This window comes from Bacillus sp. FJAT-52991, from assembly GCF_037201805.1.
Lineage (GTDB): Bacteria > Bacillota > Bacilli > Bacillales > Domibacillaceae > Bacillus_CE > Bacillus_CE kandeliae.
Genome location: NZ_CP147404.1, coordinates 2745630 through 2770000, shown reverse-complemented (window position 1 = coordinate 2770000; position 24371 = coordinate 2745630). Strand labels below are relative to the sequence as shown.

The window sequence follows — 24371 nt, the reverse complement described above, 5'->3', positions numbered from 1 at the left end:
TGTTCAAGCGCGGAAGTAGTTCAGTGGTAGAACACCACCTTGCCAAGGTGGGGGTCGCGGGTTCGAATCCCGTCTTCCGCTCCATAAAAGTGCCGGGGTGGCGGAACTGGCAGACGCACAGGACTTAAAATCCTGCGGTAGGTGACTACCGTACCGGTTCGATTCCGGTCCTCGGCACCACTTTTATGCGCCCGTAGCTCAATTGGATAGAGCGTTTGACTACGGATCAAAAGGTTAGGGGTTCGACTCCTCTCGGGCGCGCCATCAATACATAGCCATTTTCGGGAAGTAGCTCAGCTTGGTAGAGCACTTGGTTTGGGACCAAGGGGTCGCAGGTTCGAATCCTGTCTTCCCGATTTCTAAAAATGTGAAGTCGCTATAATCTAAACCTTTTAGGGGGCCTTAGCTCAGCTGGGAGAGCGCCTGCTTTGCACGCAGGAGGTCAGCGGTTCGATCCCGCTAGGCTCCATCAATTTTATAAAATACATGGCGGTGTAGCTCAGCTGGCTAGAGCGTACGGTTCATACCCGTGAGGTCGGGGGTTCGATCCCCTCCGCCGCTACTTTAAAGGACCTTTAGCTCAGTTGGTTAGAGCAGACGGCTCATAACCGTCCGGTCGCAGGTTCGAGTCCTGCAAGGTCCACCACTTGTATAAAATATGGAGGAATACCCAAGTCTGGCTGAAGGGATCGGTCTTGAAAACCGACAGGCGGGTTAAACCGCGCGGGGGTTCGAATCCCTCTTCCTCCGCCATATTATATAATATCCCTATCGTCGCGGGGTGGAGCAGTCTGGTAGCTCGTCGGGCTCATAACCCGAAGGTCGCAGGTTCAAATCCTGTCCCCGCAATAAGTGGTCCGGTAGTTCAGTTGGTTAGAATGCCTGCCTGTCACGCAGGAGGTCGCGGGTTCGAGTCCCGTCCGGACCGCCATTTATACATAGTAATATTGGCTCAGTAGCTCAGTTGGTAGAGCAATGGACTGAAAATCCATGTGTCGGCGGTTCGATTCCGTCCTGAGCCACCACTTATAAACGCGGGTGTAGTTTAATGGTAAAACCTCAGCCTTCCAAGCTGATGTCGTGGGTTCGATTCCCATCACCCGCTCCAATTTAAATTTATGGGCCTGTAGCTCAGCTGGTTAGAGCGCACGCCTGATAAGCGTGAGGTCGATGGTTCAAGTCCATTCAGGCCCATTTTATTCCGCAGTAGCTCAGTGGTAGAGCTATCGGCTGTTAACCGATCGGTCGCAAGTTCGAATCTTGCCTGCGGAGCCATATATTTGGGGAAGTACTCAAGAGGCTGAAGAGGCGCCCCTGCTAAGGGTGTAGGTCGGGTAACCGGCGCGAGGGTTCAAATCCCTCCTTCTCCGCCATATTGGCCCGTTGGTCAAGCGGTTAAGACACCGCCCTTTCACGGCGGTAACACGGGTTCGAATCCCGTACGGGTCATTAATTATATATGAAACATTAAGGTAGAATGATAGTTGTAAAAACGACTGTCATTCTACCTTTTTTTGTGTTCGAATTAATTGTTAAATTATTGTAAATAATTGTCGATGAATTAACAATTCTTTAAGAAGGATTTATCCAAATGACAAAGAATTTTGTAAATAAGAGAATGTATTCTCAAAAAGCACTCCATAATACAACTCTTCTAACTAAACCCCATACTATACTATGATTTCTCTATTTTTATTAATTCAATTTAAAGGATGGGAATTATGACAGCAGCATATCCAACTGATTTTGATCTTCATTTATTTCATGAAGGGAATTTATTTCAAGCCTATGACCTATTTGGTGCTCATTTGTCTAGGATTGATCAGAATATATACACATCTTTTTGTGTATGGGCCCCTCATGCAAAGCAAGTTCGACTTGTTGGTAGTTTTAATAATTGGAATGGGGAAGGATATTCCTTACAAAAAGTGAACAATGAAGGGATTTGGTATATACAAGTTCAAAAAAATCTAGAAGGCGAGTTATATAAATATGAAATGCTTACAGAAACGGGAGAAACATATTTAAAGACGGATCCCTATGCATTTTTTGCAGAGGAGAGACCGGGGACGGCTAGCATTGTGTATTCTCTTGAAGGATATAAATGGCATGATCAATTGTGGCAGAACAATAAAAAACAGTCGGCTATTTATGAAAAGCCTCTCTGTATTTATGAGGTTCATTTAGGAACTTGGAAAAGGAAAGAGGATGGCACTCTTTATTCTTATCGAGAGTTAGCTGATCAAGTAATTCCTTATGTAAAAGAACTAGGATTTACTCATGTTGAGGTGATGCCGGTAACAGAGCATCCGTATGATCGATCTTGGGGGTATCAAGGAACAGGGTACTTTGCTGCGACAAGTCGCTATGGAGAACCTAAAGACTTTATGTACTTTGTTGATCAATGTCATGTGCATGGGCTTGGTGTGATTTTAGATTGGGTACCGGGACATTTTTGCAAGGATGCTCATGGGCTTCACAGGCTAGATGGGGGCTATAGTTATGAATATGAGAACAGTTGGGACCGAGAAAATTATATTTGGGGTACAGCGAATTTTGATTTAGGAAAGACGGAGGTACAAAGCTTCCTGATCTCCAATGCTGTTTTTTGGCTCGATTATTTTCATATAGATGGATTTCGAGTGGACGCGGTAGCGAATATTATTTATTGGCCAAATAGAGATCATCTTGAGGTCAATCCTTTTGGGCTGAAATTTTTAAAGAAGCTAAATAAAGCGGTGTTTCAGTTTGATCCTGATGTATTAATGATTGCTGAGGATTCAACAGATTGGCCGCAAGTGACGGCACCCGTACATATGGGAGGGCTTGGATTTAATTATAAATGGAATATGGGATGGATGAATGATGTGTTGAAATATATGGAAATGCATTGGCATCAACGCTCTGATCATCATCATTTAATTTCTTTCTCACTAATGTACGCGTACTCAGAAAATTTCATTCTGCCTTTTTCTCATGATGAAGTGGTGCATGGTAAGAAATCATTATTAAATAAAATGCCAGGTGACTATTGGCAAAAGTTTGCCCAGCTTCGTTTATTAATGGGATTCCTTATGGCTCATCCCGGAAAAAAGCTCTTGTTTATGGGGAGCGAATTGGCTCCATTTTCAGAATGGAAAGACCTTGAAGAAATTGATTGGCATTTAATTGAATATGAGATGCATCAGAAATTTCGGGAATACTTTATCAACCTGCTTCATCTATATAAGAGGGCTGAATCATTATTTGAGCTAGATCATGACCCTCGTGGTTTTCAATGGATTGATGTTCATAATACGAAGCAAAATGTGTACTCGTTTATTCGTAGAAATAAAGAAGGTTCCCCATTGATTGTCATTTGTAATTTCGGAGAATATGGCTATGAGAATTATCGAATAGGGGTTCCTGAAGTTAGTTGGTATGAGGAAATCTTAAACAGTGACAAAAAAAAATATGGGGGATCGGGACAAATCAATCCGGCTCCTTTAGAAGCGAAGAAAGGCGATTTTCATGGGCAGCCAGCTTATGTACATATGACCATACCGCCTTTTGGTGTTGTGTATATTCAGCCTAAAATATAAATTAGGAGGTAATAGAATGGTAAAAGAAAAGTGCGTAGCGATGCTATTAGCGGGAGGAAAAGGAAGCAGATTAAAGGAATTGACGACAGGCTTAGCTAAACCAGCTGTTCCATACGGAGGAAAATATCGCATTATTGACTTTCCGCTAAGTAATTGTGCAAATTCGGGTATTCATACGGTCGGTGTGTTGACGCAGTATCAACCGCTCGTTCTTAATTCTTATATCGGAATTGGAAGTGCGTGGGATTTAGATCGGAAAAATGGTGGTGTGACGGTGTTGCCACCTTATTCAGAAACAGCAGGAGTGAAGTGGTATTCAGGGACTGCTAGTGCCATCTATCAAAATTTAAACTATTTGAAACAGTACGACCCAGAACATGTCCTGATTTTGTCAGGGGATCATATTTATAAAATGAATTATGCTAAAATGCTAGATTTCCACATTGAGAAAGATGCGGATGTGACGATTTCCGTTATTGAAGTGCCTTGGGATGAGGCTAGTCGTTTTGGAATTATGAGCACGAATCAAGAAATGGAAATCACAGATTTTGAAGAAAAGCCTGAGAAGCCTAATAGCAATCTTGCTTCAATGGGCATTTATATTTTTAAATGGTCGACGTTAAAGACCTATTTAGAAATGGATGAAAACAATGCGGAATCAACGAACGATTTTGGAAAAGATGTTATTCCATTAATGTTAAGAGAGAAACTAAAGTTATTTGCCTATCCTTTTAGCGGCTATTGGAAGGATGTTGGAACAATTCAGAGTTTGTGGGAAGCGAACATGGATCTGTTAGATAGAGAAGAAGAGTTAGATTTACTTGATTACTCGTGGCGTATTTATTCAGTGAATCCAAATCAACCACCGCAGTTTATCGGTGAACACGCAGTTGTAAAAAATTCGCTTGTCAATGAAGGCTGTGTGATCGAAGGGGAGGTGACTCATTCTGTTCTATTCCAAGGTGTTCAAGTAGAAGAGCAGACAGTCATTAAAGATGCAGTGATTATGCCAAATGCTCGCATAGGAAGAAATTGTGTCATAGAACGAGCGATTGTCATTAGCAATTTAGAAATTCCTGATAATGTGGAGATTTATAACCATACAGAGGATATTCTTTTAATCACAGAAGAATACCTTGCTCAATTAATACGACAAAAGCAATAGCTTTGTTGAAATGGAGGAAATGGAATGAATAGATCTATGCTTGGTGTTATTGATGCAACAACACATCCGGAATCAATGGAAGATTTATTGCTTCATCGCTCACTAGCAGCTGTCCCTTTTGCTGGGCGTTATCGACTGATCGATTTTATTTTATCAAATATGGTGAACTCAGGTATTCAAAGTGTGGCGATTTTTCCAAAATATCAATATCGCTCACTGATGGATCATTTAGGATCAGGGAAAGATTGGGATTTAAATAGAAAACGAGATGGCTTATTTTTCTTTCCATCTCCTAATTTACAGGGAGAAGAAGATAAGGTCGGGTTATTTTGTCATTTTGCCCAACATATTGATTACTTCAAACGGAGCACGCAAAAATATGCATTAATTAGTAATTGTTATACGGTGTTTAATATGGATTTTTCGCCGATCTTAAAGCGATTAGAAAAAGAAAGCTGTGATGTTCTACAAATTTATAATCAAGGTCGACCCATTGAGCTTTATGTCGTATCGGTTCCTTTGCTCATTCAACTAGTTGAGAGCAGAAAAGAAACCGGATATACATGCATGCAAGACCTTGTAAGGGATACGAACCATGAATATCATATTTGCCAGTATGAGATTAATGGCTATTGTGAGCAAATTCAATCGATCCATGATTTCTATACGATAAGTATGGAATTGCTACAAAAGGAAAATTGGTGTCAGCTCTTTAATAAGTTTCAGCCGATTTATACGAAAGTAAAGGATGAGCCGCCAACGAAATATACCGATACTTCTTTAGTTAAAAATTCAATGATTGCCAATGGATCAGTGATTGAAGGAGAAATAGAACAAAGCGTGATTTCTCGTGCGGTGTTTATCGGTAAGAATACAACTGTGAAAAATTGTATTATTATGCAAAAAAGCAAGATTGGAGAAAATTGTGAGTTAGCACATGTCATCATTGACAAAGATGCTGTTATAGGCGATGGGGTCAAAATAATAGGTACACCTGAGGAGCCGATTGTGATTCGTAAAGGGTCTGTACAAGGAGTGTTGATGAATTCGTGAAACTATTATTTGTTGTATCAGAGTGTGTACCTTTCGTTAAATCAGGGGGGCTGGCGGATGTAGCCGGCTCTCTACCGAAAGAGTTAAAGAAGCAAGGCATGGATGTTCGAGTGGTCCTTCCTAAATATGGAACGATCCCTTTGGAGTATCAAGCACAAATGAAAAAAGTCGCTGAGTATATTGTGCCTGTCGGTTGGAGAAACCAATATTGTGGCATTGAACAGCTTGAAAAAGATGGTGTTGTCTATTATTTCATCGATAACGAGTACTACTTTTATCGTGAAAAAATGTACGGATTTGGTGATGATGGCGAAAGGTTCTCCTATTTCACTAGAGCTGTGTTAGATAGCTTGCCTCATATAGATTTTTACCCAGATGTTATTCATTGTCATGATTGGCATACGGCGATGATCCCTTTTATGTTGAGGGTGGAGCATCAAAATCGTCCGGGCTATGAATTGATTCGCACGGCATTTACAATTCATAATTTACTGTATCAAGGGATTTTTCCACAAAGTGTACTCACTGATTTATTAAATTTACATAGTCAGTATTTTAATAGCCGCCAACTGGAGTTTTATGATTGCATTAATTTTATGAAAGGTGGACTCATTTCAGCCGATGTGATTACGACCGTCAGCCCTACATATAGGAATGAAATCTTAACTCCTTATTTTGGGGAGCGTTTGGATGGCGTGTTACAAGAAAGAGAAGATGCGCTGATCGGTATATTAAATGGGATTGATGATTCGATCTATCATCCCGTGACAGATCCTTTAATTGTGCCTTTTGACCGCGATCACTTGAGCGGAAAGAAAGAGAACAAACAATTGCTTCAACGAATGTTTGGATTAGAGGAGAAGGCCAATGCTCGAATTGTTTCTATTATTTCTCGCTTTACAAGGCAAAAAGGGTTGGAGCTAGTGACGCGGGTGTTTCATGAAATGATCGAGGAAGATGTTCAATTCATTGTTCTCGGTACGGGTGAGGATGAGTTTGAATGGTTTTTTAAAGAGATGGAGTGGAAATATCCACAAAAAGTGCGCTCGTATATCGGATTTGATGAAGGGCTAGCTCATAAGATTTATGCGGGCTCTGATTTGTTTCTTATGCCTTCAAAATTTGAGCCTTGTGGACTTGGACAAATGATCGCAATGAAATATGGAGCATTGCCGCTTGTGCGCGAAACGGGAGGGCTGAATGATTCCGTCCTTTCCTATAATGAACAAACTGGTGAAGGAAACGGTTTTTCTTTTACGAATTTTAATGCACATGATCTATTGTTCACATTTAGACGAGCGATTCAAATGTATGAGAAAAAAGACGTCTGGGAGAGCATTGTGAAACAGGCCATGGTATGTGATTATAGTTGGTCACAATCGGCGAAACAATATAGCGAATTATATTCTGACTTATCATCTAGGAGGGAAAGTCATGTTTTCTAATAAAGAAGCATTTAAGGCAGCCTTTTTAAAGCGGATTGAAAGAACGTATGGGAAAAGCTTTCAAGATTCGACATTGTCTGATCAATTTCAAACGCTAGGAAACATGGTACGAGAATACATTAGCTCCAATTGGATTCAAACGAATGAAGAATATAGTAAAGAAAAGAAAGTTTATTATTTGTCGATTGAATTTTTGCTTGGGCGTCTATTAGGTCAAAATTTATTAAATCTTGGCATTTATGATGTGGTAGAAGAAGGGCTAAAGGATTTACATATTTCATTAGAAGAGCTTGAAGAAATCGAGTACGACGCGGCACTAGGGAATGGTGGACTTGGTCGCTTGGCCGCTTGTTTCCTCGATTCATTAGCTTCACTCGATCTACCAGGACATGGATATGGGATTCGCTATAAACATGGATTATTTGAGCAAAGAATTGTGGATGGTTTTCAATTAGAATTACCTGAGCATTGGTTACGCTACGGCCATGTATGGGAAGTAAGAAAAATCGATATGGCAGTGGAAATCCCATTTTGGGGGAAGGTTGAAACATATGAAAAGGATGGGATTCTCACATTTCGTCATGTAGATGCGGAATATGTAAGTGCCGTTCCTTATGATATGCCGGTGATTGGTTATGAAACGGATACAGTGAATACGCTTAGACTTTGGAGTGCAGAGCCGTCTAGGTATATGCCAAATCAAGATGTTTTAAAATATAAAAAAGAAACAGAAGCGATCTCAGAATTTTTATATCCGGATGATACGAATGATGAAGGGAAAATTTTGCGATTAAAGCAGCAATATTTTCTTGTTTCAGCCAGTATTCGTTCAATTATTCAAGATTATTTAGAGCAATATAAAGATCTGCATGCTTTTCATGAGCATGTGTCGATTCATATTAATGATACGCACCCTGTTCTTGCAATTCCAGAATTCATGCGAGTGTTGCTTGATGATCATTGTATGAGCTGGGAGGAAGCGTGGCAAATTACTACGAATACGTTTTGTTATACGAATCATACAACGCTATCAGAAGCGTTGGAGCAATGGCCGATTCGAATTTTCCAGCCACTGTTGCCAAGAATTTTTATGATTATTGATGAGATTAATGAGCGCTTCTGCAAAAGTTTATGGGAGCTGTATCCGGGAGAATGGGGACGCATTGAACAGATGGCAATCGTTGCACACGGGCAAGTAAAGATGGCCCATTTAGCAATTGTTGGTAGCCATAGCGTCAATGGGGTAGCCAAAATCCATACAGAGATTTTAAAAAATCGAGAAATGAACTTATTTTATCAATTTCAACCGGAGAAATTTAATAATAAAACGAATGGGATCACTCATCGTCGCTGGTTATTAAAAGCAAATCCGGAATTGACGCATCTAATTAGGGAAACGATTGGTGATGAGTGGATGAAGCAGCCGGAAAAGTTGGCTCTTCTTCATTCTTATGAGCAGGATTCAGCCTTTTTAACTGGCTTAGCTGATGTGAAGCTGAAAAGAAAAGAAATTCTTGCTAAGCGGATTTTAGAACAAAACGGGATTAACGTTGATCCACAATCGATCTTTGATATTCAAGTCAAAAGGTTACATGCCTATAAGCGACAATTGTTGAATGTATTGCATATTTTATATTTGTATAATCGCATGCGGGAGGATGCTTCTTTTGACATGTATCCTCGGACCTTTGTTTTCGGGGCGAAAGCTTCACCAGGCTATTATTATGCTAAGAAAATCATTAAGCTGATTCATTCCGTAGCGGACATGGTCAACAACGATCCGATCGTAAAGGATCGAATCAAAGTTGTCTTTTTAGAAAATTATCGAGTGTCTTTAGCGGAGGACATTATTCCAGCAGCCGATATTAGTGAACAAATCTCAACGGCAAGTAAGGAAGCATCCGGGACAGGGAATATGAAATTTATGATGAATGGTGCCTTGACAATGGGAACGCTTGATGGAGCGAATGTTGAAATATTAGAGCAAGTGGGCCAAGAGAATATTTTCATTTTCGGTTTAAAAGCAGAAGAAGTAATGAAGTTTGAACGTGAAGGTGGCTATCGTTCGATGGATTATTATCATCATGATAATCACATTCGACAAGTCATGGATCAGCTAGTGAACGGCTTCTTTAATGAAGAGGATCAGTTTGAGATGATTTATGATTCCTTACTTATAGAAAATGATCAATATTTTGTCTTGAAAGACTTTGCCGCGTATCGTGATAAGCAGCAAGAGGCGGGGCGATTGTATGAAAAGGATCGAAATCGTTGGCTTCAAATGACAGCACGTAATATTAGTCAATCTGGATATTTCTCAAGCGATCGGACGATTCGGGAATATGCATCCGATATTTGGGAGATTCATAATCGTGGCAGTCAAGTGCTCGTCAAACGATAACTAGCTTGAAAATAAAAACGGTGAGTCTCCATTTAAAGTGGAGATTCACCATTTTTCACCTATTAAAGAAGGTAGCCTAAACAAATGCCGATCGATAGCAATAAGCCAAAGATGGTGTTTGTTTGAGCAGTTGCTTTCATCGCAGGCATCATTTGAATAGGCAGTGTTTTGCCAATAAAGCCTTTAGTGGCTCTCACTGCTTTCGGGATGCTTAAAAAGGTGAGAAGGAGCCATGGCGACCCGACCTCAAACACAACAAGAGCGGCTACCCAGGCAAATGATACAATGAACATGCCAGCTAGCATTTGAATGGCACGTTGACGCCCGACTAAGATAGCCAGTGTTTTTCGACCATTTTCTTTATCTCCATCTAAATCGCGGATGTTGTTGGCCAATAAAATGGATCCAACTAAGATCGAGATCGGGACAGAAATAAGTATACTTGAATTGGAAACAAAACCTGTTTGAATGTAAAAAGATAGCAAAATAATAACAAAACCCATAAAAAAGCCGGCCGTTAGTTCGCCAAATGGTGTGTAGGCAATTGGAACAGGTCCACCTGTATAAAAGTACCCAGCAGCCATACAAATGATCCCAACCACAGCGATCCACCATGTCGTATTGGCACAAATATAAATCCCGAGCAACAAAGCGATAGCGAAAAAAGAAAATCCCATTGTAAGTACTGTACGAGGTTGCACACCATTTCGTACAATCGCACCTCCAATGCCAACGGATTTCTCCGTATCGAGTCCTCTTACGTAATCGAAATACTCGTTAAACATATTTGTAGCTGCCTGGATCAGTAGGCAGGCAATGAGCATCGCTAAAAACAGATCGATCCGAAGCGACGTATATGCGACAGCCAAAGCCGTTCCGAGAAACACAGGAACAAATGCGGCTGTTAGTGTATGCGGCCTCATGAGCTGCCACCAAATTTTCCAGCCTTTGTCCGGCTTAATGAAAGGGGATGTATTGACTTCCATCGTTCATTCTCTCCCTTTAGTTAATAACGAACAACATGATTGAAAACTTCTTCCCCTGTTCGTCATTATAAGTGTAGAAAAGGAAAGGGGAAGTGTCAATGATTTTTCACATTTCTAAGCAGGTTCATGGACACATTTAGCAAGCTCAAAGCAAACAAATAATAGGAAGGATCGAAGCAAAACATTATAATAGGGGTAGAATAAGATAAAACACGGTGGAATCGTTGACATAAGGAGTTCAAGCGGTGTATCTTTAAATAAGTTTGACAACGATTCATACTGCTGTATGTGCAATGGAGGAGATTTCATTGTCTACTATAAAAAGCCATCCGATAAAAGAAGTATTTATACATGAGGTAAATAACAAACTGAATCATGTGCAGTCTGTGCTTTTTAGCTATGTAGAGAAGGTAGATTCGGTTGATCCATTAGCTTTTTATCAAAATGGACGAGCCGCTTATACTGGAGAACGATTTTTTTGGAAAGATCGAGATGGAGAATTGACAATTGTTGGGTTAGGGAATATTCATGCGATTCGCAGTGAGAAAAGAAATGAGCTGCGCTATAAAGAGGTGGAGCAGAAGTGGGATACTATGACTGAATGTGCATCGATTCACAACCCTTTCGATGCTTACGGAACAGGTCCACTTCTATTTGGTGGTTTTTCCTTTGATCCTGAAAGAACACAGGAAAAGGAATGGTCTAATTTTTCTCCTGCTTTCTTTTATGTGCCAGAGTTTATGCTGACGATTTATAATGGGGAAAGCTATTTGACGACAAATATGATCTGCACATCGTACGATTCGGATGAGCTAATCGATAAGATAGAGCGGAAGAAAACGCAACTGTTTCATCAAGCAGTTCCTTCTTTGGAAAGCAATGTTCATCTTATTGAGATGGACGAACACGATCCAGAAGAATGGAAGCGATCCATCAACGAAGTGGTACGAAGCATCACAGCTGATCCAGAATTGAAGAAAGTCGTACTAGCTAGAAAGCTGACGGCTCATTTTCAGTCTGAAATCACGCCAGATCTTGTACTAGAACGCTTACTCGATCAACAGCCAGAGAGTTTTGTCTTCTCGTTAGAGTCGATGGAAAGCTGCTTCTTAGGAGCTTCTCCCGAACGATTAGTACGCAAACGAGATCAAGTGGCGCTATCCACTTGTTTAGCAGGATCGATTAAGCGAGGTCGGGATGAACTGGAGGATCAGAAGCTTGGGGATGAGCTAATGAATGACGACAAAAATCGGGTCGAGCATGATTATGTTGTGCAAATGATTCGAGAAGAAATGTCTCATTTATGTTATGAAGTCGATGTTTCAACAAAGCCAACTTTAATGAAGGTTCGCGATATTCAACATTTGTATACACCGGTTACTGGTTATACAGAACAAAAGTCGGTCTTACCATTTGTTGAAAAGCTTCACCCGACACCAGCGCTTGGAGGATTGCCGAACGATAAGGCGTTACAAGAGATTCGTCGACTAGAAACGATGGATCGTGGCTTTTATGGGGCACCTGTTGGATGGATGGATTACCGTAAAAATGGTGAATTTGCTGTTGCTATTCGTTCTGGATTGTTAAATAAACAGCAAGCAGTGCTTTATGCAGGCTGCGGTGTTGTGGCTGATTCACAAGCGGAAAGTGAATTCATTGAAACGGGTATCAAATTCCGGCCGATGCTACGCGCAATAGGAGGAACGGCTGATGAGTGATCGTCAAAAAGATTTAACATTATATAATGCCCATTTTATTGATGGGTTAGCAAAAGCAGGAGTAGACAGCGCCGTGATTAGTCCGGGTTCGCGGTCTACTCCTATGGCAATTTTACTGGCGGAACATCCTGATATAAAGGTTTATATTCAAATTGATGAGCGTTCTGCTGCTTTCTTTGCACTAGGTTTAGCGAAGGCTTCCAACAAACCAGTCGCTTTACTTTGTACGTCAGGTACAGCGGCGGCTAATTACTATCCGGCTGTGGTAGAAGCGAAAAATGCGCGTGTTCCGTTAATTGTATTGACATCAGATCGCCCGCATGAGTTAAGGGATGTAGGGGCTCCGCAAGCGATTGATCAAAACCAGTTGTATGGTACACATGTGAAATGGTCTGCTGAGATGGCTTTGCCAGATTCGGATGAGAATATGCTGCGCTATGTTCGTTCGGCTGCAGCGAAATCGGTGTATTTAGCTTCTCAAGCTCCGGCTGGCCCTGTTCATTTGAATTTTCCGTTTCGGGAACCGTTAATTCCTCTGTATGATGGGATTTTTGATGGGGAGGAATTTGGTGAACGAAACTCTCTTTTACTAACGGAAGGAAAGCGGACGCTGCCTCAAGAGAATATCGAGAAGCTTGCTCATTTTTTAAGAGAGAAAGAAAAAGGGATCATTGTTTGCGGGGAGTTAGCCGCTGAAGGGTTTAAAGAAGCGGTGTTGGCTCTTGCTGAAGCATTGGGCTACCCAATTTTGGCTGATCCATTGTCAGGGCTTCGCAGTGGTCAGTCGTCTGAATCGGTTGTGATTGACAGCTATGATGCGTTCTTACGTAGTGATCAAATGAAAAAGACGGCCGCTTTTGATGTGGTACTTCGTTTCGGGGCAATGCCTGTTTCAAAGGCGTTGACTCAATATTTGAAAACGCACTTGAATAAAGAGCATCTCGTGATCGATGGTGGTGGAGGCTGGAGAGATCCAATCATCGCTTCCTCTCATATGATCGCTTGTGATGAAACAGACTTTTGCTTGAAGCTAGGTCACGCTTTAAAGAAGGATCAGCTAAACAGTGCTTGGTTGACTAAATGGATCAAAATAAACGAGCTAGCGAAAGCGAAAATGAAAGAGGTGCAACAGCATGAAGAGCTTGATGAAGGAAAACTCTTTTATCAAGTGTTGCAAAAGTTGCCCGATGAATCATCGTTATTCGTTGGTAACAGCATGCCGATTCGTGATTTAGATTCGTTCTTTTTTGCTCAACAAAAAAACATTCATTTGTATGCGAATCGTGGTGCCAATGGTATTGATGGCCTTGTTTCTAGTGCACTTGGAGTGGCAGCGGCCGATTCTTCCTTGTATTTAATTTTAGGTGATTTATCCTTTTTCCACGATTTAAATGGTTTGTTAGCTGCTAAGCTAAATGGCATTAAAATGACGGTGATTGTGATCAATAATAATGGTGGGGGGATATTCTCTTACTTGCCACAATCATCAGAGCCGAAGCATTTTGAAAAGCTATTTGGCACGCCGGCGGATCTTGATTTTGTCCATGCATCCAAGCTTTATGGTGGAGATTACCTAAAAGTGACGGATATGGAGATGTTACATGAGGCGATGGCAAAAGCCCAAGAAGCTGATGGATTATTTATTATAGAAGCGGTAACCGATCGTGAAAAAAATGTGGTTGCTCATCGGCAATTATGGGAGAAAGTTTCCCAGGAAATAAATGAATGGCTTGTTGGTGATGATGAATGGAGCTAACGATTCATGATTGTCGCTATCATTATGAAGTCATCGGAAGCGGGGAACCAATCCTGCTTTTACATGGATTCACAGGAGACCATACGACATGGGCTGATACAACCGCTTTGTTAACAGATCGGTATCAGTGCATTATGGTAGATCTTTTAGGTCATGGAAAAAGTAGTTGTCCAGAAGATCCAAAGAGATACGATATTCAGCTAGTGGCGCGAGATTTGAAGGAATTGATGCATCAGCTTACGTTTGAACGCTTTCATATTTTAGGTTATTCTATGGGAGGTCGGCTCGCTTTAACGATGGCTGTTCTTTTTCCGGAAATTGTTCAAAGCGTAATGTTAGAAAGTACGTCGCCTGGATTAAAGACAGAAGAGGAACGAGCGGCACGCCGAACAGCAGATGAAAAGCTAGCGATGAAAATTGAAACAGAAGGAATCAAGGCGTTTGTCGATTTCTGGACAAACATCCCGCTATTTGCTACACAAAAAAAACTTTCGTTAGCGAAACAGAAAGTGATTCGTCATCAGCGGCTGCAAAATAACGTTGTTGGACTTTCTGGTTCGTTAAAAGGAATGGGCACTGGATCGCAACCGTCTTGGTGGAAGAAGCTTTCAGCGCTGAAAATACCTGTTCTGCTTGTCACTGGTACGTTGGATGAAAAGTTTACGAACATCGCTCTTGAGATGAATAAACAGCTTCCACAAGTCACTTGGAAAGAAGTGAGTAGAAAAGGTCATGCAATTCATGTGGAAGATTGCGAAGAATTTGGTACAATAATAAGAGAGTTTTTGGTTTATACATAAAGGAGGCAATTATAATGGCTTTTGACTGGATTAGTGAACGTCAATACGAAGATATTTTATATGAAACGTATAATGGAATTGCAAAGATTACGATTAATCGTCCAGAAGTGCACAACGCTTTCCGTCCGAAAACGGTAATGGAATTGATTGATGCTTTTGCTTATGCACGCGATGATGAAAAAGTCGGTGTGATCGTGTTAACAGGAGCAGGAGAAAAAGCGTTCTGTTCTGGTGGAGATCAAAAAGTTCGTGGCCATGGCGGTTATGTTGGCGATGATCAAATTCCTCGCTTAAACGTACTAGATCTACAACGCTTAATTCGCGTGATTCCGAAACCAGTAATTGCTATGGTTGCAGGTTATGCGATTGGTGGCGGCCATGTGCTGCATGTTGTATGTGATTTAACGATTGCTGCAGATAATGCTGTTTTCGGACAAACGGGACCGAATGTTGGAAGCTTCGACGCAGGTTATGGTTCCGGCTATTTAGCTCGCCTTGTTGGTCATAAAAAAGCGAGAGAAATTTGGTACCTATGCCGTCAATACAATGCGCAAGAAGCATTAGATATGGGCTTAGTCAACACAGTTGTGCCTCTAGAGCAATTAGAAGCAGAAACAGTTCAATGGGCGCAAGAAATGCTTGAGAAGAGCCCAACAGCTCTACGCTTCATCAAAGCGGCTATGAATGCAGACACAGACGGTCTTGCCGGTCTACAACAACTAGCGGGCGATGCAACGCTTCTATACTACACAACAGACGAAGCAAAAGAAGGAAGAGACGCCTTCAAAGAAAAACGCAAACCAGACTTCGGTCAATTCCCAAGATTCCCTTAATAGAGAAAAGCGGAGCCAACTGTTCAGACACGACAAGCAAATGACAGAATGACGTAATGGCGTTCTTTTCCACACAGACGTGATGGCTTATGTCCGAGAGTCTGGCCGTTGGAGCTAGACAGTAGAAAAGCGGAAGGTCCCGTTTAGCGACGTATGTACTGGAACGATCCGCACTAGATAAAGGAAACACCCGAAAATAAAACAAATATAGCCCTCCGGCTTGCGGATGTGGCATAGTCCAAAAGCTTGATGGTTTTCCATCAAGCTTTTTTGTTCGCTAGTAGGGGAAAGAAAGGAGTAGAAAGATCGTGTCACAAAGCATGCCGAATTGGTTAAAGCAGAGAGCTTTTTTGACGCCTGAGCGACCAGCACTTTATTTTGGTAAGAAAAGCTGGACATTTTCGCAATTGTATGAGGAGGTCCAAGTGTATGCGGCTTTTTTAGAGCAGCATGGAATCAAGCATGGCGATTATGTGGGCGTGCTTGTAAAGAATACAGAACGAGCGGTATTTTTCATTCACGCTTTGCAGCAAATAGGAGCGGTTGCCGTTTTATTGAATCATCGTTTAACGAGTGCGGAATTACTCTGGCAGCTTGAGGATGCACAGGCGAAATGTGTTGTATATGATCCAGCCTTTCAGCCGATTACTGAAGCGTTTGAAGGGGTACATACGATTAACGTTGCGACTCGTGAACATATAACGGGGATGCAAGGGCGGGAAACATTTGATCTTAAGGAAGTATGTTCTGTGATGTATACGTCAGGAACGACAGGCAGACCTAAAGGGGTGTTGCAGACGTATGGGAATCATTGGTGGAGTGCCACAGGATCAGCGTTAAATTTAGGGATTCATGAACAAGATTGCTGGATATGTGCCGTTCCTCTTTTTCATATTAGCGGTTATTCAATTCTTATTCGCAGCGTTGTGTACGGTATGGCGGTTCGATTGTATGAGCAGTTTGATGAACAGAAAATCAATGAAGGATTGCAAAAAGGAGAAGGAACGATTATTTCCGTTGTCTCAGCAATGCTTAAACGGATGCTTGATCAACTGGAAGGGGCCTATCATCCATCTTTTCGCTGTATGTTACTAGGTGGTGGTCCGGCGCCTAAACCTTTATTAGAAGCTTGTACAGAGAAAAATATTCCTGTTTATCAAACGTATGGCATGACAGAAACGTCTTCGCAAATTGTTACGCTTTCACCCGAGTATAGCTTATCGAAGCTTGGCTCTGCCGGTAAGCCTCTTTTTCCATGTCAGTTGAGAATAGTTGGTGAGGAAAAGGAAGGAGAAATTCTTGTGAAAGGGCCGAATGTGACCCATGGATATTTGCGACGTGAGGAAGCGAATCATGAATCTTTTTCGGATGGTTGGTTTCATACCGGGGACGTTGGTTATTTAGATGAAGAAGGATTTTTATATGTATTAGATCGCCGCTCAGATTTAATTATTTCTGGTGGAGAAAATGTCTATCCAGCTGAAATTGAATCGGTGCTGCTTGAACATCCAATTGTAGCTGAAGCAGGTGTCATCGGTGTTTCTGATGAACAATGGGGGCAGGTGCCGGTTGCTTTTATCGTCGTGAAGGAGCGGCTTCATGAGGAAGAAGTCAAAGCATTTTGCAGTGAACGGCTAGCTAAATATAAATGTCCATCATCTATTTTTATCGTCGAACAATTGCCGAGAAATGCAGCGAAGAAATTAATGCGACGCGAGCTGAAAGTGGAGTATGAAAAGAGGCAGAACAAATGAGAGTAGAACGTTTCATTCTCCATGTCATTGAAATGGAATTGAAATCGCCGTTTGTGACGCATTTGGAGACAGTAAATAAACGGCGCGGCATCATTGTAGAGGCCATTGATTGTGACGGGGTAAGCGGCTATGGGGAGGCGGTTGCTTTTTCCACCCCTTGGTATACAGAGGAAACCGTACAAACGAATTATCACATGATCAAGGATATACTAGCTCCTCTTGTTCTTCATCGAGAAATGAACCACCCTTCTGAAATCAATAAATGGTTTGAAAAGGTTCGGGGCAATCAAATGGCTAAAGCGGGCGTGGAAACAGCGATATGGGATTTATATAGTAAGCGCCAAGGACAACCTCTTGCCGTATTGCTAGGTAGTGTGAGAGAAGAAGTATGTGCCGGTGCGGTAGCCGCAGGTTCATCCATCGCTGAAACTCTCAGTCGAATCGATCAGCTCCTTACACAAGGGTACGAGCGTATCAAGGTGAAAATTAGTCCACAAAATGATCACGAGCTTTTACGAAAGATTCGCCACCAATTTCCCACCATTCCACTTATGGCTGATGCTAATTCTGCTTATTCGCTAAAAGATGTCGATCAGTTAAAAGCGCTGGATGAGTTTCAGTTGCTGATGATTGAACAGCCGCTAGCGGTCGATGATCTCGTTCAACATGCCAAGTTGCAAAAAATGATTGAAACACGGATCTGTCTCGATGAAAGCATTCGTTCCATTCGCGATGCTGAAAATGCATTAGAGCTTGGAAGCTGTGGAGTGATTAATATTAAAATCGGGCGTGTCGGCGGACTTCAAGAGGCGAAAAAGATTCATGATCTTTGTCGAAAACAAGGCGTACCTGTTTGGGTAGGAGGCATGATTGAGTTTGGTGTTTCTCGCGCTCATAATGTCGCTCTCGCTTCACTCGAAGGCTTTTCGATTCCAGGAGATTTATCTTCTTCTAGTCATTATTGGCACGAAGACATCATTGAGCCGGAAATTCAAGTGGTGAACGGCACCATTTCTTTACCGCATGAAGCGGGGATTGGCTATCAAATAAATGAAAAACGATTAAAAGAAGTAACGATACAAAAAGAAGAACTGATACGATAAGGTGTCAGTTCTTCTTTTTGCGATCCTTCCACGTTTCAGGGACGAAATCAAAGCCCCCAGGATGAAAAGGGTGACATTTTAAAATGCGAACAATAGTTAAATACCCACCCTTGATCGCCCCAAATCGTTGAACCGCTTCTAAGCCGTAATGAGAGCATGTTGGATAAAAGCGACAGGTTGGTGGCTTTAATGGTGAAAGGAATTTTTGATAAAAGCGAATGATGCCCATAAATAGTCTTTTCATCGTAGGTTATTCCTTGCGCTCTTCGGATTCATCTTGCTGTAGGTGCGGATTGTTTTCAATTGGATCAATCGTATGTTTATATTGGTAGCCTTTGTTAATCGATAAAATGGTGAAAATCAGTACGCCAATAACGATAACAATGGAAATGATTAATACAGTAGTCATGTCGTCTCCCTCCTAGACTTATCTTACCATGTTTTCCTCTAGTCGTGTATGCTGCTTATTTGTGTAAATTTTTTTGGACAAGTGGGGCATCATATTTTACAATGAAAAAGAATCAGAAAATAGGAGGAGATTGTTTATGTCAGAGAAATTAGTTCAAAGTGTTAACCAACAAATTGCCAACTGGACAGTACTTTACACGAAATTACACAATTACCATTGGTTTGTAAAAGGTCCACATTTTTTTGCTTTACATACAAAATTTGAAGAATTATACACAGAAGCATCTCTTCATATTGATGAACTAGCAGAACGCTTATTAGCTCTTGGCGGTCAACCAGTTGCGACGTTAAAAGAATCGTTAGAAATGGCGACTATTGGAGAAGCGGAAGGAAAAGAAACAGCCGAGCAAATGGTGCAATCAGTTGCTGATGATTTTGCAACGATCATCGTTGAGCTGAAAGAAGCGATGGACTTAGCAGGAGAAGTGAATGATGAAACGACAGGTGATATGCTTCTTGCTATTCACCAAGAGCTAGAAAAGCATGTATGGATGTTGAAATCTTTCTTAGGAAAATAAGATACAAGCATTATTAGAATAGGAGGAGAATGTATGGAATTATCTTCTATGATGGGAAAGCAAGTGGCGGAACTGCAACACACATTAAACTTAAACTTATTAAAAAGCCAAATGGCTACACAAACCGCTCAAGCTGTCCAAATGATGGAGATGTTACCTAAAGTTCAATCAGCACCCCATCCATATAAAGGAATAGCAATTGATATAAAAGGCTGAAAAAAAGGATGTCCTATTTCTGGGACATCCTTTTTGTTAAAATATCGTGTTGATTTTTGACACTTTTAGCAGATGCTGAATATAGGCAGTATGTATTAATGATAAAGATTTTTTCCTTGCCAATCTTCATCCATTCCGTCGTTGTTGAATTTTTCCTTTAATGCTTCAAACAAATAGAGACGAAAGAAATATTGCAATTCCTCTTCGTTCATTTCTTTAATAATCGAGAATATTTCTTTATTTGATAGCTGTTCTACGACAGCAAGAGTAATCATATCGAGGTCTTCGTCAGATCCTTGGAGCCTCCCACGGTAAATTTCATATAATTCATCTATTAGCTTCATATGCACACACTCCTTTGTTTGATGATAAATTCTCTTGATCCCCTTATTTCTTTTATACCCTAACTGAAGCAAATAAACCAGTCTATTGTAATATAATAGGCATATTTTTTGCCAATTATGATTTATAACAGGCAGGGAATGATAGTAAAAGGAGGTGACAATCGTGCAGGAGGAAAAAACAGCTTATTATATTCAACTGGCCAATGGAGAAATTATGAGAACATCGACCGTTTCTCCCTGGAACTTTAGAATTTACGCGACAGATGAAGAGATCACTCAATTAAGAGAATTATTTGATGCCAATTATGCGATGGAATGGGAAGGGTTTTTTCGAGCGCATGTGCCGTACGTTCAATATCATTTTGATCGCCCAAATGATCGTTATGACGATAATTTGAAAAAAATATATGAAATGATTTATGAACTTGGTGATGAGGAAGCGAAGGCATATATAAAAGATATGTGGAGAATGTGAAATGCAGTATAATAAAAAGAAAAGATTCTAAGCAAGGCTGTCACTGGTAGCCTTATGCAAGGAAATTGATAGAGGTAGGGGAGAATGATGTTCGAATTCACCGATCAAAATGGCTGTCAGGTGACGCTTGCTTTTCAATCTGGCAGCTTTTCGTTGTCACCTCAGCATGTGCTTGTGTTTTGCCAATACAATGGGCAGTGGCTATTGACCCAACACCCGATTCGAGGATTGGAGTGCCCCGGTGGGAAAGTAGAGCTTGGGGAAACGCTAGAGGAAGCCGCTAAGAGAGAGGTGTATGAAGAAACAGGAGGAGTCGTTGATCAAATGACATTCGTTGGAGAATATTATGTTCATCATCATGAAAAGCCGTTTGTTAAAGCGATTTTTTTCGCTCAAATTGGGTATATAGAGAAGAAGGAAGATTATATGGAAACAGATGGACCAGTGTTGTTTGATCAAGATTTACGCCAAGAACGGATGAATAGTGAATTTAGCTTTTTAATGAAAGATGAAGTAGTCGAACGCACGCTAGATTATTTACATACGGTGATTCAATGACGTTAATCGTCGAGATGGTCCATTTTCCATCCCCTCATCCTAAAGTGCACTTGTTCGTTGTTACCTACATGTCAAACGGGCTGAAAGTCAAAGGATTGTTAGCGGAACCAAAGGCAGAAGGAAACTTTGATGGTTTTCTTTATTTGCGAGGCGGCATTAAAAATGTAGGCATGGTCCGTCCAGCAAGGATTACTCAATTTGCATCAGAAGGCTTTATTGTATTTGCCCCTTTTTATCGGGGGAATCGGGGTGGCGAAGGAAATGAGGACTTTGCTGGAGAGGATCGGGAAGATGCGTTTTCAGCATTTGATTTATTGCAAACACACCCTCGAGTGACAGGAAGGATTCATCTTTTTGGTTTTTCGCGAGGTGGGGTGATGGCTCTATTAACGGCGATCGAGAAAGAGGTGACGTCTGTTGTCACATGGGGTGGTGTATCTAATATGATCCTCACCTATGACGAAAGAAAAGATTTGCGCCGCATGCTGAAGAGGGTCATTGGTGGCAGTCCTTATAAGCATAGGGAACTTTATCAATGGCGGACCCCGCTATACCATTTAGAAAAAATAAAGGTACCTGTCTTGATCATTCATGGAAAGAAAGATCATAATGTCACAATTGAACACGCCTATCAATTAGAAAAAGGGTTAAAACAGCTGGAAAACTCCGTCGAAACATGGTATTTTGATCAATATGATCATTACTTTCCGCCGGCCATTAACCGGCAAATCGTCAAAGATCTCTGCATCTGGATGAAAAAGCAGCGGTCATAATTATCATTGTTCATATGGAGGAGGGGAAAAAACATGGGTATGCCAATGGAATTAAATACGATGATCGTCACAAAAGGAAAAGAGCAGCGCATAGAAGAAAATAGCTTCTCGTTGAAGAAATCTGGGTATCGCTTATATCCAATCGATATCCCGATCCACGTCTATAAAACAAAGGATAGCGAGATTAGTGGAACCGCTATCATTGAAAAAGTGGAGTGGCAGCAAGAAAGCACGATTCTTTCATACAAATTGATCTCATTAAATTCAACCAACTAAACGAAAACCGGCCAGCATAATCATCTGGCCGGTTTTCGTTTCCTTCATTTTCAGCGCTCGCTAAAAGCGTGCAGGAATCAAAAATCGTTGTTCACACGAAAAAAGGAAGACCATTAAGGTCTTCCTTTTTTAAATTAGATTTGTGGTCCACCAAGTTCTGAGATTTCACTTGGAACGTTAGAGAACTTTTTGAAGTTTTCACGGAACTTGCCAGCTAGTTCAGCGGCTTTTGTCATAAATTCATCTTCGTTTGCCCATGCTTTACGTGGGATAAGTACATCATCAGGTACACCAGGAACATGAAGAGGAATTTGTAAACCAAATGTTTTCGTTGTGTATGTCTCTACATTGTTTAGTTCGCCTTCAAGAGCTGCCTGCACCATCGCGCGAGTGTAAGCAAGTTTCATACGGCTTCCAACTCCGTACTCTCCACCAGTCCAGCCAGTGTTTACTAGGAATACTTGAACATTATGCTCGTCGATTTTCTTACCTAACATTTCAGCATAACGAGTTGCTTCTAATGGTAGGAATGGAGAACCAAAGCATGTTGAGAATGTTGCTTGCGGAGAAGTGATTCCGCGCTCTGTTCCTGCAAGCTTAGAAGTATAACCGCTTAGGAAGTGGTACATCGCTTGCTCTTTTGTTAATTTGCTGATTGGAGGTAAGATACCGAAAGCATCAGCTGTTAAGAAAATAATTGTATTCGGATGGCCGGCTACACTTGGATCAACGATATTATCGATCGCTTGTAATGGGTAAGCGGCACGCGTATTTTCTGTTAAAGAGTTGTTATCATAATCAGGAATGCGAGTGTCTTCGTCTAATACGACGTTTTCTAATACAGAACCGAAACGGATCGCATCGAAAATTTGTGGCTCTTTTTCATAAGAAAGTCCGATACATTTCGCATAGCATCCACCTTCAATGTTAAAGACACCATTTGAAGACCAACCGTGTTCATCATCACCGATTAAGCGACGATTCGGATCAGCTGATAATGTCGTTTTACCTGTTCCGGAAAGACCGAAGAATAAAGCGACATCACCTTCGTAGCCAACGTTTGCAGAGCAGTGCATAGAAAAAATATCATTTTCAGGAAGAAGGTAGTTCATAATAGAGAAAATGGATTTCTTCATTTCGCCTGCATATTCTGTTCCACCGATTAACACGATACGGCGTTCGAAAGAAACAATGATGAATGTTTCAGATTTTGTGCCGTCTACTGCTGGATCTGCTTTAAAGTTTGGAGCTGAGACGATCGTGAAGCCAGCTTGATGATCTTTTAACTCTTCAGCTGTTGGACGGATGAATAATTGATGGGCAAATAGGTTATGCCAAGCGTATTCATTAATAACTTGGATTGGAAGGCGATGAGTTGTATCAGCTCCTGCAAATCCTTTAAAAACAAATAGTTCATCTTTTTCCTTTAAATAATCAACTACTTTGTTATATAATTTATCAAATACATCTTCAGAAATCGGTTGGTTAACTGAACCCCAGTCGATTTTATCCTTTACAGATGCTTCTTCAACAATAAATTTATCTTTAGGAGAACGTCCTGTATATTTACCTGTTTCTGCACGTACAGCACCTGACGCGGTTAAAACGCCCTCTTTGCGAGTAAGTACCTTTTCTACAAGCATAGGTACAGAAGGTTGCATTGTTATATTTGAACCATTTAGAAGTTCCACAATTTTGCTTGAAACGCTTACAGAGTTCATAAGTTAATAACCATCCTTTATAGAAATTTAAGATTTATTTATCTACTCGTTTGCTCAAAAAATAGTATAACACATTCAAATTAATAGTCTATACTATATGCTCAATTTTTTTTAGTGAATTTTATTTTTATCTTTTCCAAAAAACTAATTAATAAAATAAGAAAGAAAGCGGAAAAAAACAGATGCATGGATAAAAATGTGATTGACATTATACGCTGAATTTCGTAAGATTTATCCTTGAACGGATACTCTTATCCTGAGCTGGCGGAGGGACAGGCCCGACGAAGCCCAGCAACCTGCTTAAATAGGTATATGGCCTATTTAAGACAAAGGTGCTTAAACCTGTGCAAGGTCCAAACCTTGGACGATAAGAGTGAAAGGCCTATGTTGAATCAATCAACCTTTCCTCTCTTTATGAATTGGAGAG

The 24371-nt window shown here is 41.0% G+C and carries 22 protein-coding genes, 16 tRNA genes and 1 riboswitch; of the genes, 33 read left to right on the top strand and 5 right to left on the bottom strand.

The genetic code is table 11. The features are described 5' to 3' along the window. The first annotated feature begins 9 nt into the window (after positions 1 to 9). The 21 genes from WDJ61_RS14265 (at position 10) to WDJ61_RS14165 (ending at position 9645) form a co-directional block, all read left to right on the top strand. A tRNA-Gly gene (locus tag WDJ61_RS14265) sits at positions 10 to 84 on the top strand. Between the two features lie 7 nt (positions 85 to 91). Continuing rightward, a tRNA-Leu gene (locus tag WDJ61_RS14260) sits at positions 92 to 180 on the top strand. 7 nt (positions 181 to 187) lie between these two features. Continuing rightward, positions 188 to 264 (top strand) — tRNA-Arg (locus WDJ61_RS14255). An 18-nt stretch (positions 265 to 282) separates the two neighbouring features. After that, positions 283 to 356, top strand: a tRNA-Pro gene (locus WDJ61_RS14250). A gap of 40 nt (positions 357 to 396) precedes the next feature. After that, positions 397 to 469: transfer RNA gene (locus tag WDJ61_RS14245), tRNA-Ala, on the top strand. A 19-nt stretch (positions 470 to 488) separates the two neighbouring features. Then, positions 489 to 562: transfer RNA gene (locus tag WDJ61_RS14240), tRNA-Met, on the top strand. 7 nt (positions 563 to 569) lie between these two features. Continuing rightward, positions 570 to 646, top strand: a tRNA-Ile gene (locus WDJ61_RS14235). Between the two features lie 14 nt (positions 647 to 660). Continuing rightward, positions 661 to 753, top strand: a tRNA-Ser gene (locus tag WDJ61_RS14230). 22 nt (positions 754 to 775) lie between these two features. Beyond that, positions 776 to 849 (top strand) — tRNA-Met (locus WDJ61_RS14225). A 5-nt stretch (positions 850 to 854) separates the two neighbouring features. Next, positions 855 to 931 (top strand) — tRNA-Asp (locus tag WDJ61_RS14220). Between the two features lie 18 nt (positions 932 to 949). Then, positions 950 to 1025, top strand: a tRNA-Phe gene (locus WDJ61_RS14215). 9 nt (positions 1026 to 1034) lie between these two features. Next, a tRNA-Gly gene (locus WDJ61_RS14210) sits at positions 1035 to 1108 on the top strand. Between the two features lie 12 nt (positions 1109 to 1120). After that, positions 1121 to 1194, top strand: a tRNA-Ile gene (locus tag WDJ61_RS14205). A gap of 6 nt (positions 1195 to 1200) precedes the next feature. Then, positions 1201 to 1275 (top strand) — tRNA-Asn (locus tag WDJ61_RS14200). A gap of 7 nt (positions 1276 to 1282) precedes the next feature. Then, a tRNA-Ser gene (locus tag WDJ61_RS14195) sits at positions 1283 to 1373 on the top strand. A 4-nt stretch (positions 1374 to 1377) separates the two neighbouring features. Continuing rightward, positions 1378 to 1449: transfer RNA gene (locus WDJ61_RS14190), tRNA-Glu, on the top strand. Between the two features lie 272 nt (positions 1450 to 1721). Then, positions 1722 to 3581 carry a 1,4-alpha-glucan branching protein GlgB gene (glgB, locus tag WDJ61_RS14185; protein WP_338750850.1) on the top strand — a complete coding sequence of 620 codons (1860 nt, stop codon included), beginning with the start codon at positions 1722 to 1724 and terminating at the stop codon, positions 3579 to 3581. A gap of 16 nt (positions 3582 to 3597) precedes the next feature. Beyond that, a complete protein-coding gene (locus tag WDJ61_RS14180) occupies positions 3598 to 4746 on the top strand; it encodes a glucose-1-phosphate adenylyltransferase (protein WP_338750848.1) in 1149 nt (382 codons plus the stop codon). A 24-nt stretch (positions 4747 to 4770) separates the two neighbouring features. Beyond that, positions 4771 to 5799, top strand: coding sequence for a sugar phosphate nucleotidyltransferase (locus tag WDJ61_RS14175; protein ID WP_338750846.1), 1029 nt, complete (start codon positions 4771 to 4773; stop codon positions 5797 to 5799). Further along, positions 5796 to 7244, top strand: a complete 1449-nt coding sequence (glgA, locus tag WDJ61_RS14170; protein ID WP_338750844.1) for a glycogen synthase GlgA — start codon at positions 5796 to 5798, stop codon at positions 7242 to 7244. Before WDJ61_RS14175 ends, glgA begins: the two co-directional genes overlap by 4 nt. Beyond that, entirely contained in the window at positions 7234 to 9645 is a 2412-nt protein-coding gene (locus tag WDJ61_RS14165; RefSeq protein ID WP_338750842.1) for a glycogen/starch/alpha-glucan phosphorylase, read from the top strand. The genes glgA and WDJ61_RS14165 overlap by 11 nt, the downstream gene beginning before the upstream one ends. Before the next feature lie 62 nt (positions 9646 to 9707). On the opposite strand, the gene WDJ61_RS14160 is transcribed toward WDJ61_RS14165, so the two are convergent. Next, positions 9708 to 10631, bottom strand: coding sequence for a 1,4-dihydroxy-2-naphthoate polyprenyltransferase (locus tag WDJ61_RS14160; RefSeq protein ID WP_338750840.1), 924 nt, complete (start codon positions 10629 to 10631; stop codon positions 9708 to 9710). A gap of 308 nt (positions 10632 to 10939) precedes the next feature. Here WDJ61_RS14160 and WDJ61_RS14155 point away from each other — a divergent pair, with 308 nt between their 5' ends. The 6 genes from WDJ61_RS14155 to menC all read left to right on the top strand — a co-directional run bounded on the left by WDJ61_RS14155 (position 10940) and on the right by menC (position 18595). Continuing rightward, complete coding sequence (locus tag WDJ61_RS14155) at positions 10940 to 12349, top strand: isochorismate synthase (RefSeq protein ID WP_338750838.1); 1410 nt, start codon at positions 10940 to 10942, stop codon at positions 12347 to 12349. Further along, positions 12342 to 14105: a 2-succinyl-5-enolpyruvyl-6-hydroxy-3-cyclohexene-1-carboxylic-acid synthase gene (menD, locus tag WDJ61_RS14150; protein ID WP_338750836.1), complete on the top strand. Its 1764-nt coding sequence runs from the start codon at positions 12342 to 12344 to the stop codon at positions 14103 to 14105. Before WDJ61_RS14155 ends, menD begins: the two co-directional genes overlap by 8 nt. Next, positions 14096 to 14905 carry a 2-succinyl-6-hydroxy-2,4-cyclohexadiene-1-carboxylate synthase gene (gene menH / locus WDJ61_RS14145; protein WP_338750833.1) on the top strand — a complete coding sequence of 270 codons (810 nt, stop codon included), beginning with the start codon at positions 14096 to 14098 and terminating at the stop codon, positions 14903 to 14905. The genes menD and menH overlap by 10 nt, the downstream gene beginning before the upstream one ends. A gap of 14 nt (positions 14906 to 14919) precedes the next feature. Continuing rightward, positions 14920 to 15738 carry a 1,4-dihydroxy-2-naphthoyl-CoA synthase gene (menB, locus tag WDJ61_RS14140; protein WP_338750831.1) on the top strand — a complete coding sequence of 273 codons (819 nt, stop codon included), beginning with the start codon at positions 14920 to 14922 and terminating at the stop codon, positions 15736 to 15738. A 320-nt stretch (positions 15739 to 16058) separates the two neighbouring features. Then, positions 16059 to 17492: an o-succinylbenzoate--CoA ligase gene (locus WDJ61_RS14135; RefSeq protein WP_338754805.1), complete on the top strand. Its 1434-nt coding sequence runs from the start codon at positions 16059 to 16061 to the stop codon at positions 17490 to 17492. After that, positions 17489 to 18595: an o-succinylbenzoate synthase gene (menC, locus tag WDJ61_RS14130; RefSeq protein ID WP_338750829.1), complete on the top strand. Its 1107-nt coding sequence runs from the start codon at positions 17489 to 17491 to the stop codon at positions 18593 to 18595. Before WDJ61_RS14135 ends, menC begins: the two co-directional genes overlap by 4 nt. Positions 18596 to 18599: 4 nt before the next feature. Here the strand turns inward: menC and yidD are convergent, their stop codons facing one another. After that, the gene (yidD, locus tag WDJ61_RS14125) at positions 18600 to 18839 is read right to left on the bottom strand and encodes a membrane protein insertion efficiency factor YidD (RefSeq protein ID WP_338750827.1); all 240 of its coding nucleotides are present in this window, start codon (positions 18837 to 18839) and stop codon (positions 18600 to 18602) included. A 6-nt stretch (positions 18840 to 18845) separates the two neighbouring features. Then, the gene (gene ytzI / locus WDJ61_RS14120) at positions 18846 to 19004 is read right to left on the bottom strand and encodes a YtzI protein (RefSeq protein ID WP_338750825.1); all 159 of its coding nucleotides are present in this window, start codon (positions 19002 to 19004) and stop codon (positions 18846 to 18848) included. Between the two features lie 136 nt (positions 19005 to 19140). Here ytzI and WDJ61_RS14115 point away from each other — a divergent pair, with 136 nt between their 5' ends. Further along, complete coding sequence (locus tag WDJ61_RS14115; RefSeq protein ID WP_338750823.1) at positions 19141 to 19581, top strand: Dps family protein; 441 nt, start codon at positions 19141 to 19143, stop codon at positions 19579 to 19581. A 33-nt stretch (positions 19582 to 19614) separates the two neighbouring features. Continuing rightward, positions 19615 to 19797, top strand: coding sequence for a hypothetical protein (locus tag WDJ61_RS14110; protein ID WP_338750821.1), 183 nt, complete (start codon positions 19615 to 19617; stop codon positions 19795 to 19797). A 95-nt stretch (positions 19798 to 19892) separates the two neighbouring features. Here WDJ61_RS14110 and WDJ61_RS14105 read toward each other — a convergent pair whose 3' ends face one another. Beyond that, complete coding sequence (locus WDJ61_RS14105; RefSeq protein WP_338750819.1) at positions 19893 to 20141, bottom strand: DUF6154 family protein; 249 nt, start codon at positions 20139 to 20141, stop codon at positions 19893 to 19895. Between the two features lie 160 nt (positions 20142 to 20301). Here WDJ61_RS14105 and WDJ61_RS14100 point away from each other — a divergent pair, with 160 nt between their 5' ends. The 4 genes from WDJ61_RS14100 (at position 20302) to WDJ61_RS14085 (ending at position 22223) form a co-directional block, all read left to right on the top strand. Next, entirely contained in the window at positions 20302 to 20616 is a 315-nt protein-coding gene (locus tag WDJ61_RS14100) for a hydrolase (RefSeq protein WP_338754804.1), read from the top strand. Between the two features lie 84 nt (positions 20617 to 20700). After that, positions 20701 to 21174 (top strand): RNA deprotection pyrophosphohydrolase, encoded by a 474-nt coding sequence (gene ytkD / locus WDJ61_RS14095; RefSeq protein ID WP_338750817.1) that lies wholly within the window; start codon positions 20701 to 20703, stop codon positions 21172 to 21174. After that, positions 21171 to 21947 (top strand): alpha/beta hydrolase family protein, encoded by a 777-nt coding sequence (locus WDJ61_RS14090; RefSeq protein ID WP_338750815.1) that lies wholly within the window; start codon positions 21171 to 21173, stop codon positions 21945 to 21947. The genes ytkD and WDJ61_RS14090 overlap by 4 nt, the downstream gene beginning before the upstream one ends. A 33-nt stretch (positions 21948 to 21980) precedes the next feature. Next, positions 21981 to 22223, top strand: a complete 243-nt coding sequence (locus WDJ61_RS14085) for a DUF2584 domain-containing protein (protein ID WP_338750813.1) — start codon at positions 21981 to 21983, stop codon at positions 22221 to 22223. A gap of 134 nt (positions 22224 to 22357) precedes the next feature. Here the strand turns inward: WDJ61_RS14085 and pckA are convergent, their stop codons facing one another. Further along, positions 22358 to 23944 carry a phosphoenolpyruvate carboxykinase (ATP) gene (gene pckA / locus WDJ61_RS14080; RefSeq protein WP_338750811.1) on the bottom strand — a complete coding sequence of 529 codons (1587 nt, stop codon included), beginning with the start codon at positions 23942 to 23944 and terminating at the stop codon, positions 22358 to 22360. Between the two features lie 248 nt (positions 23945 to 24192). Then, a riboswitch (SAM riboswitch) is annotated at positions 24193 to 24318 on the top strand. The last annotated feature ends 53 nt before the right edge of the window (positions 24319 to 24371 follow it).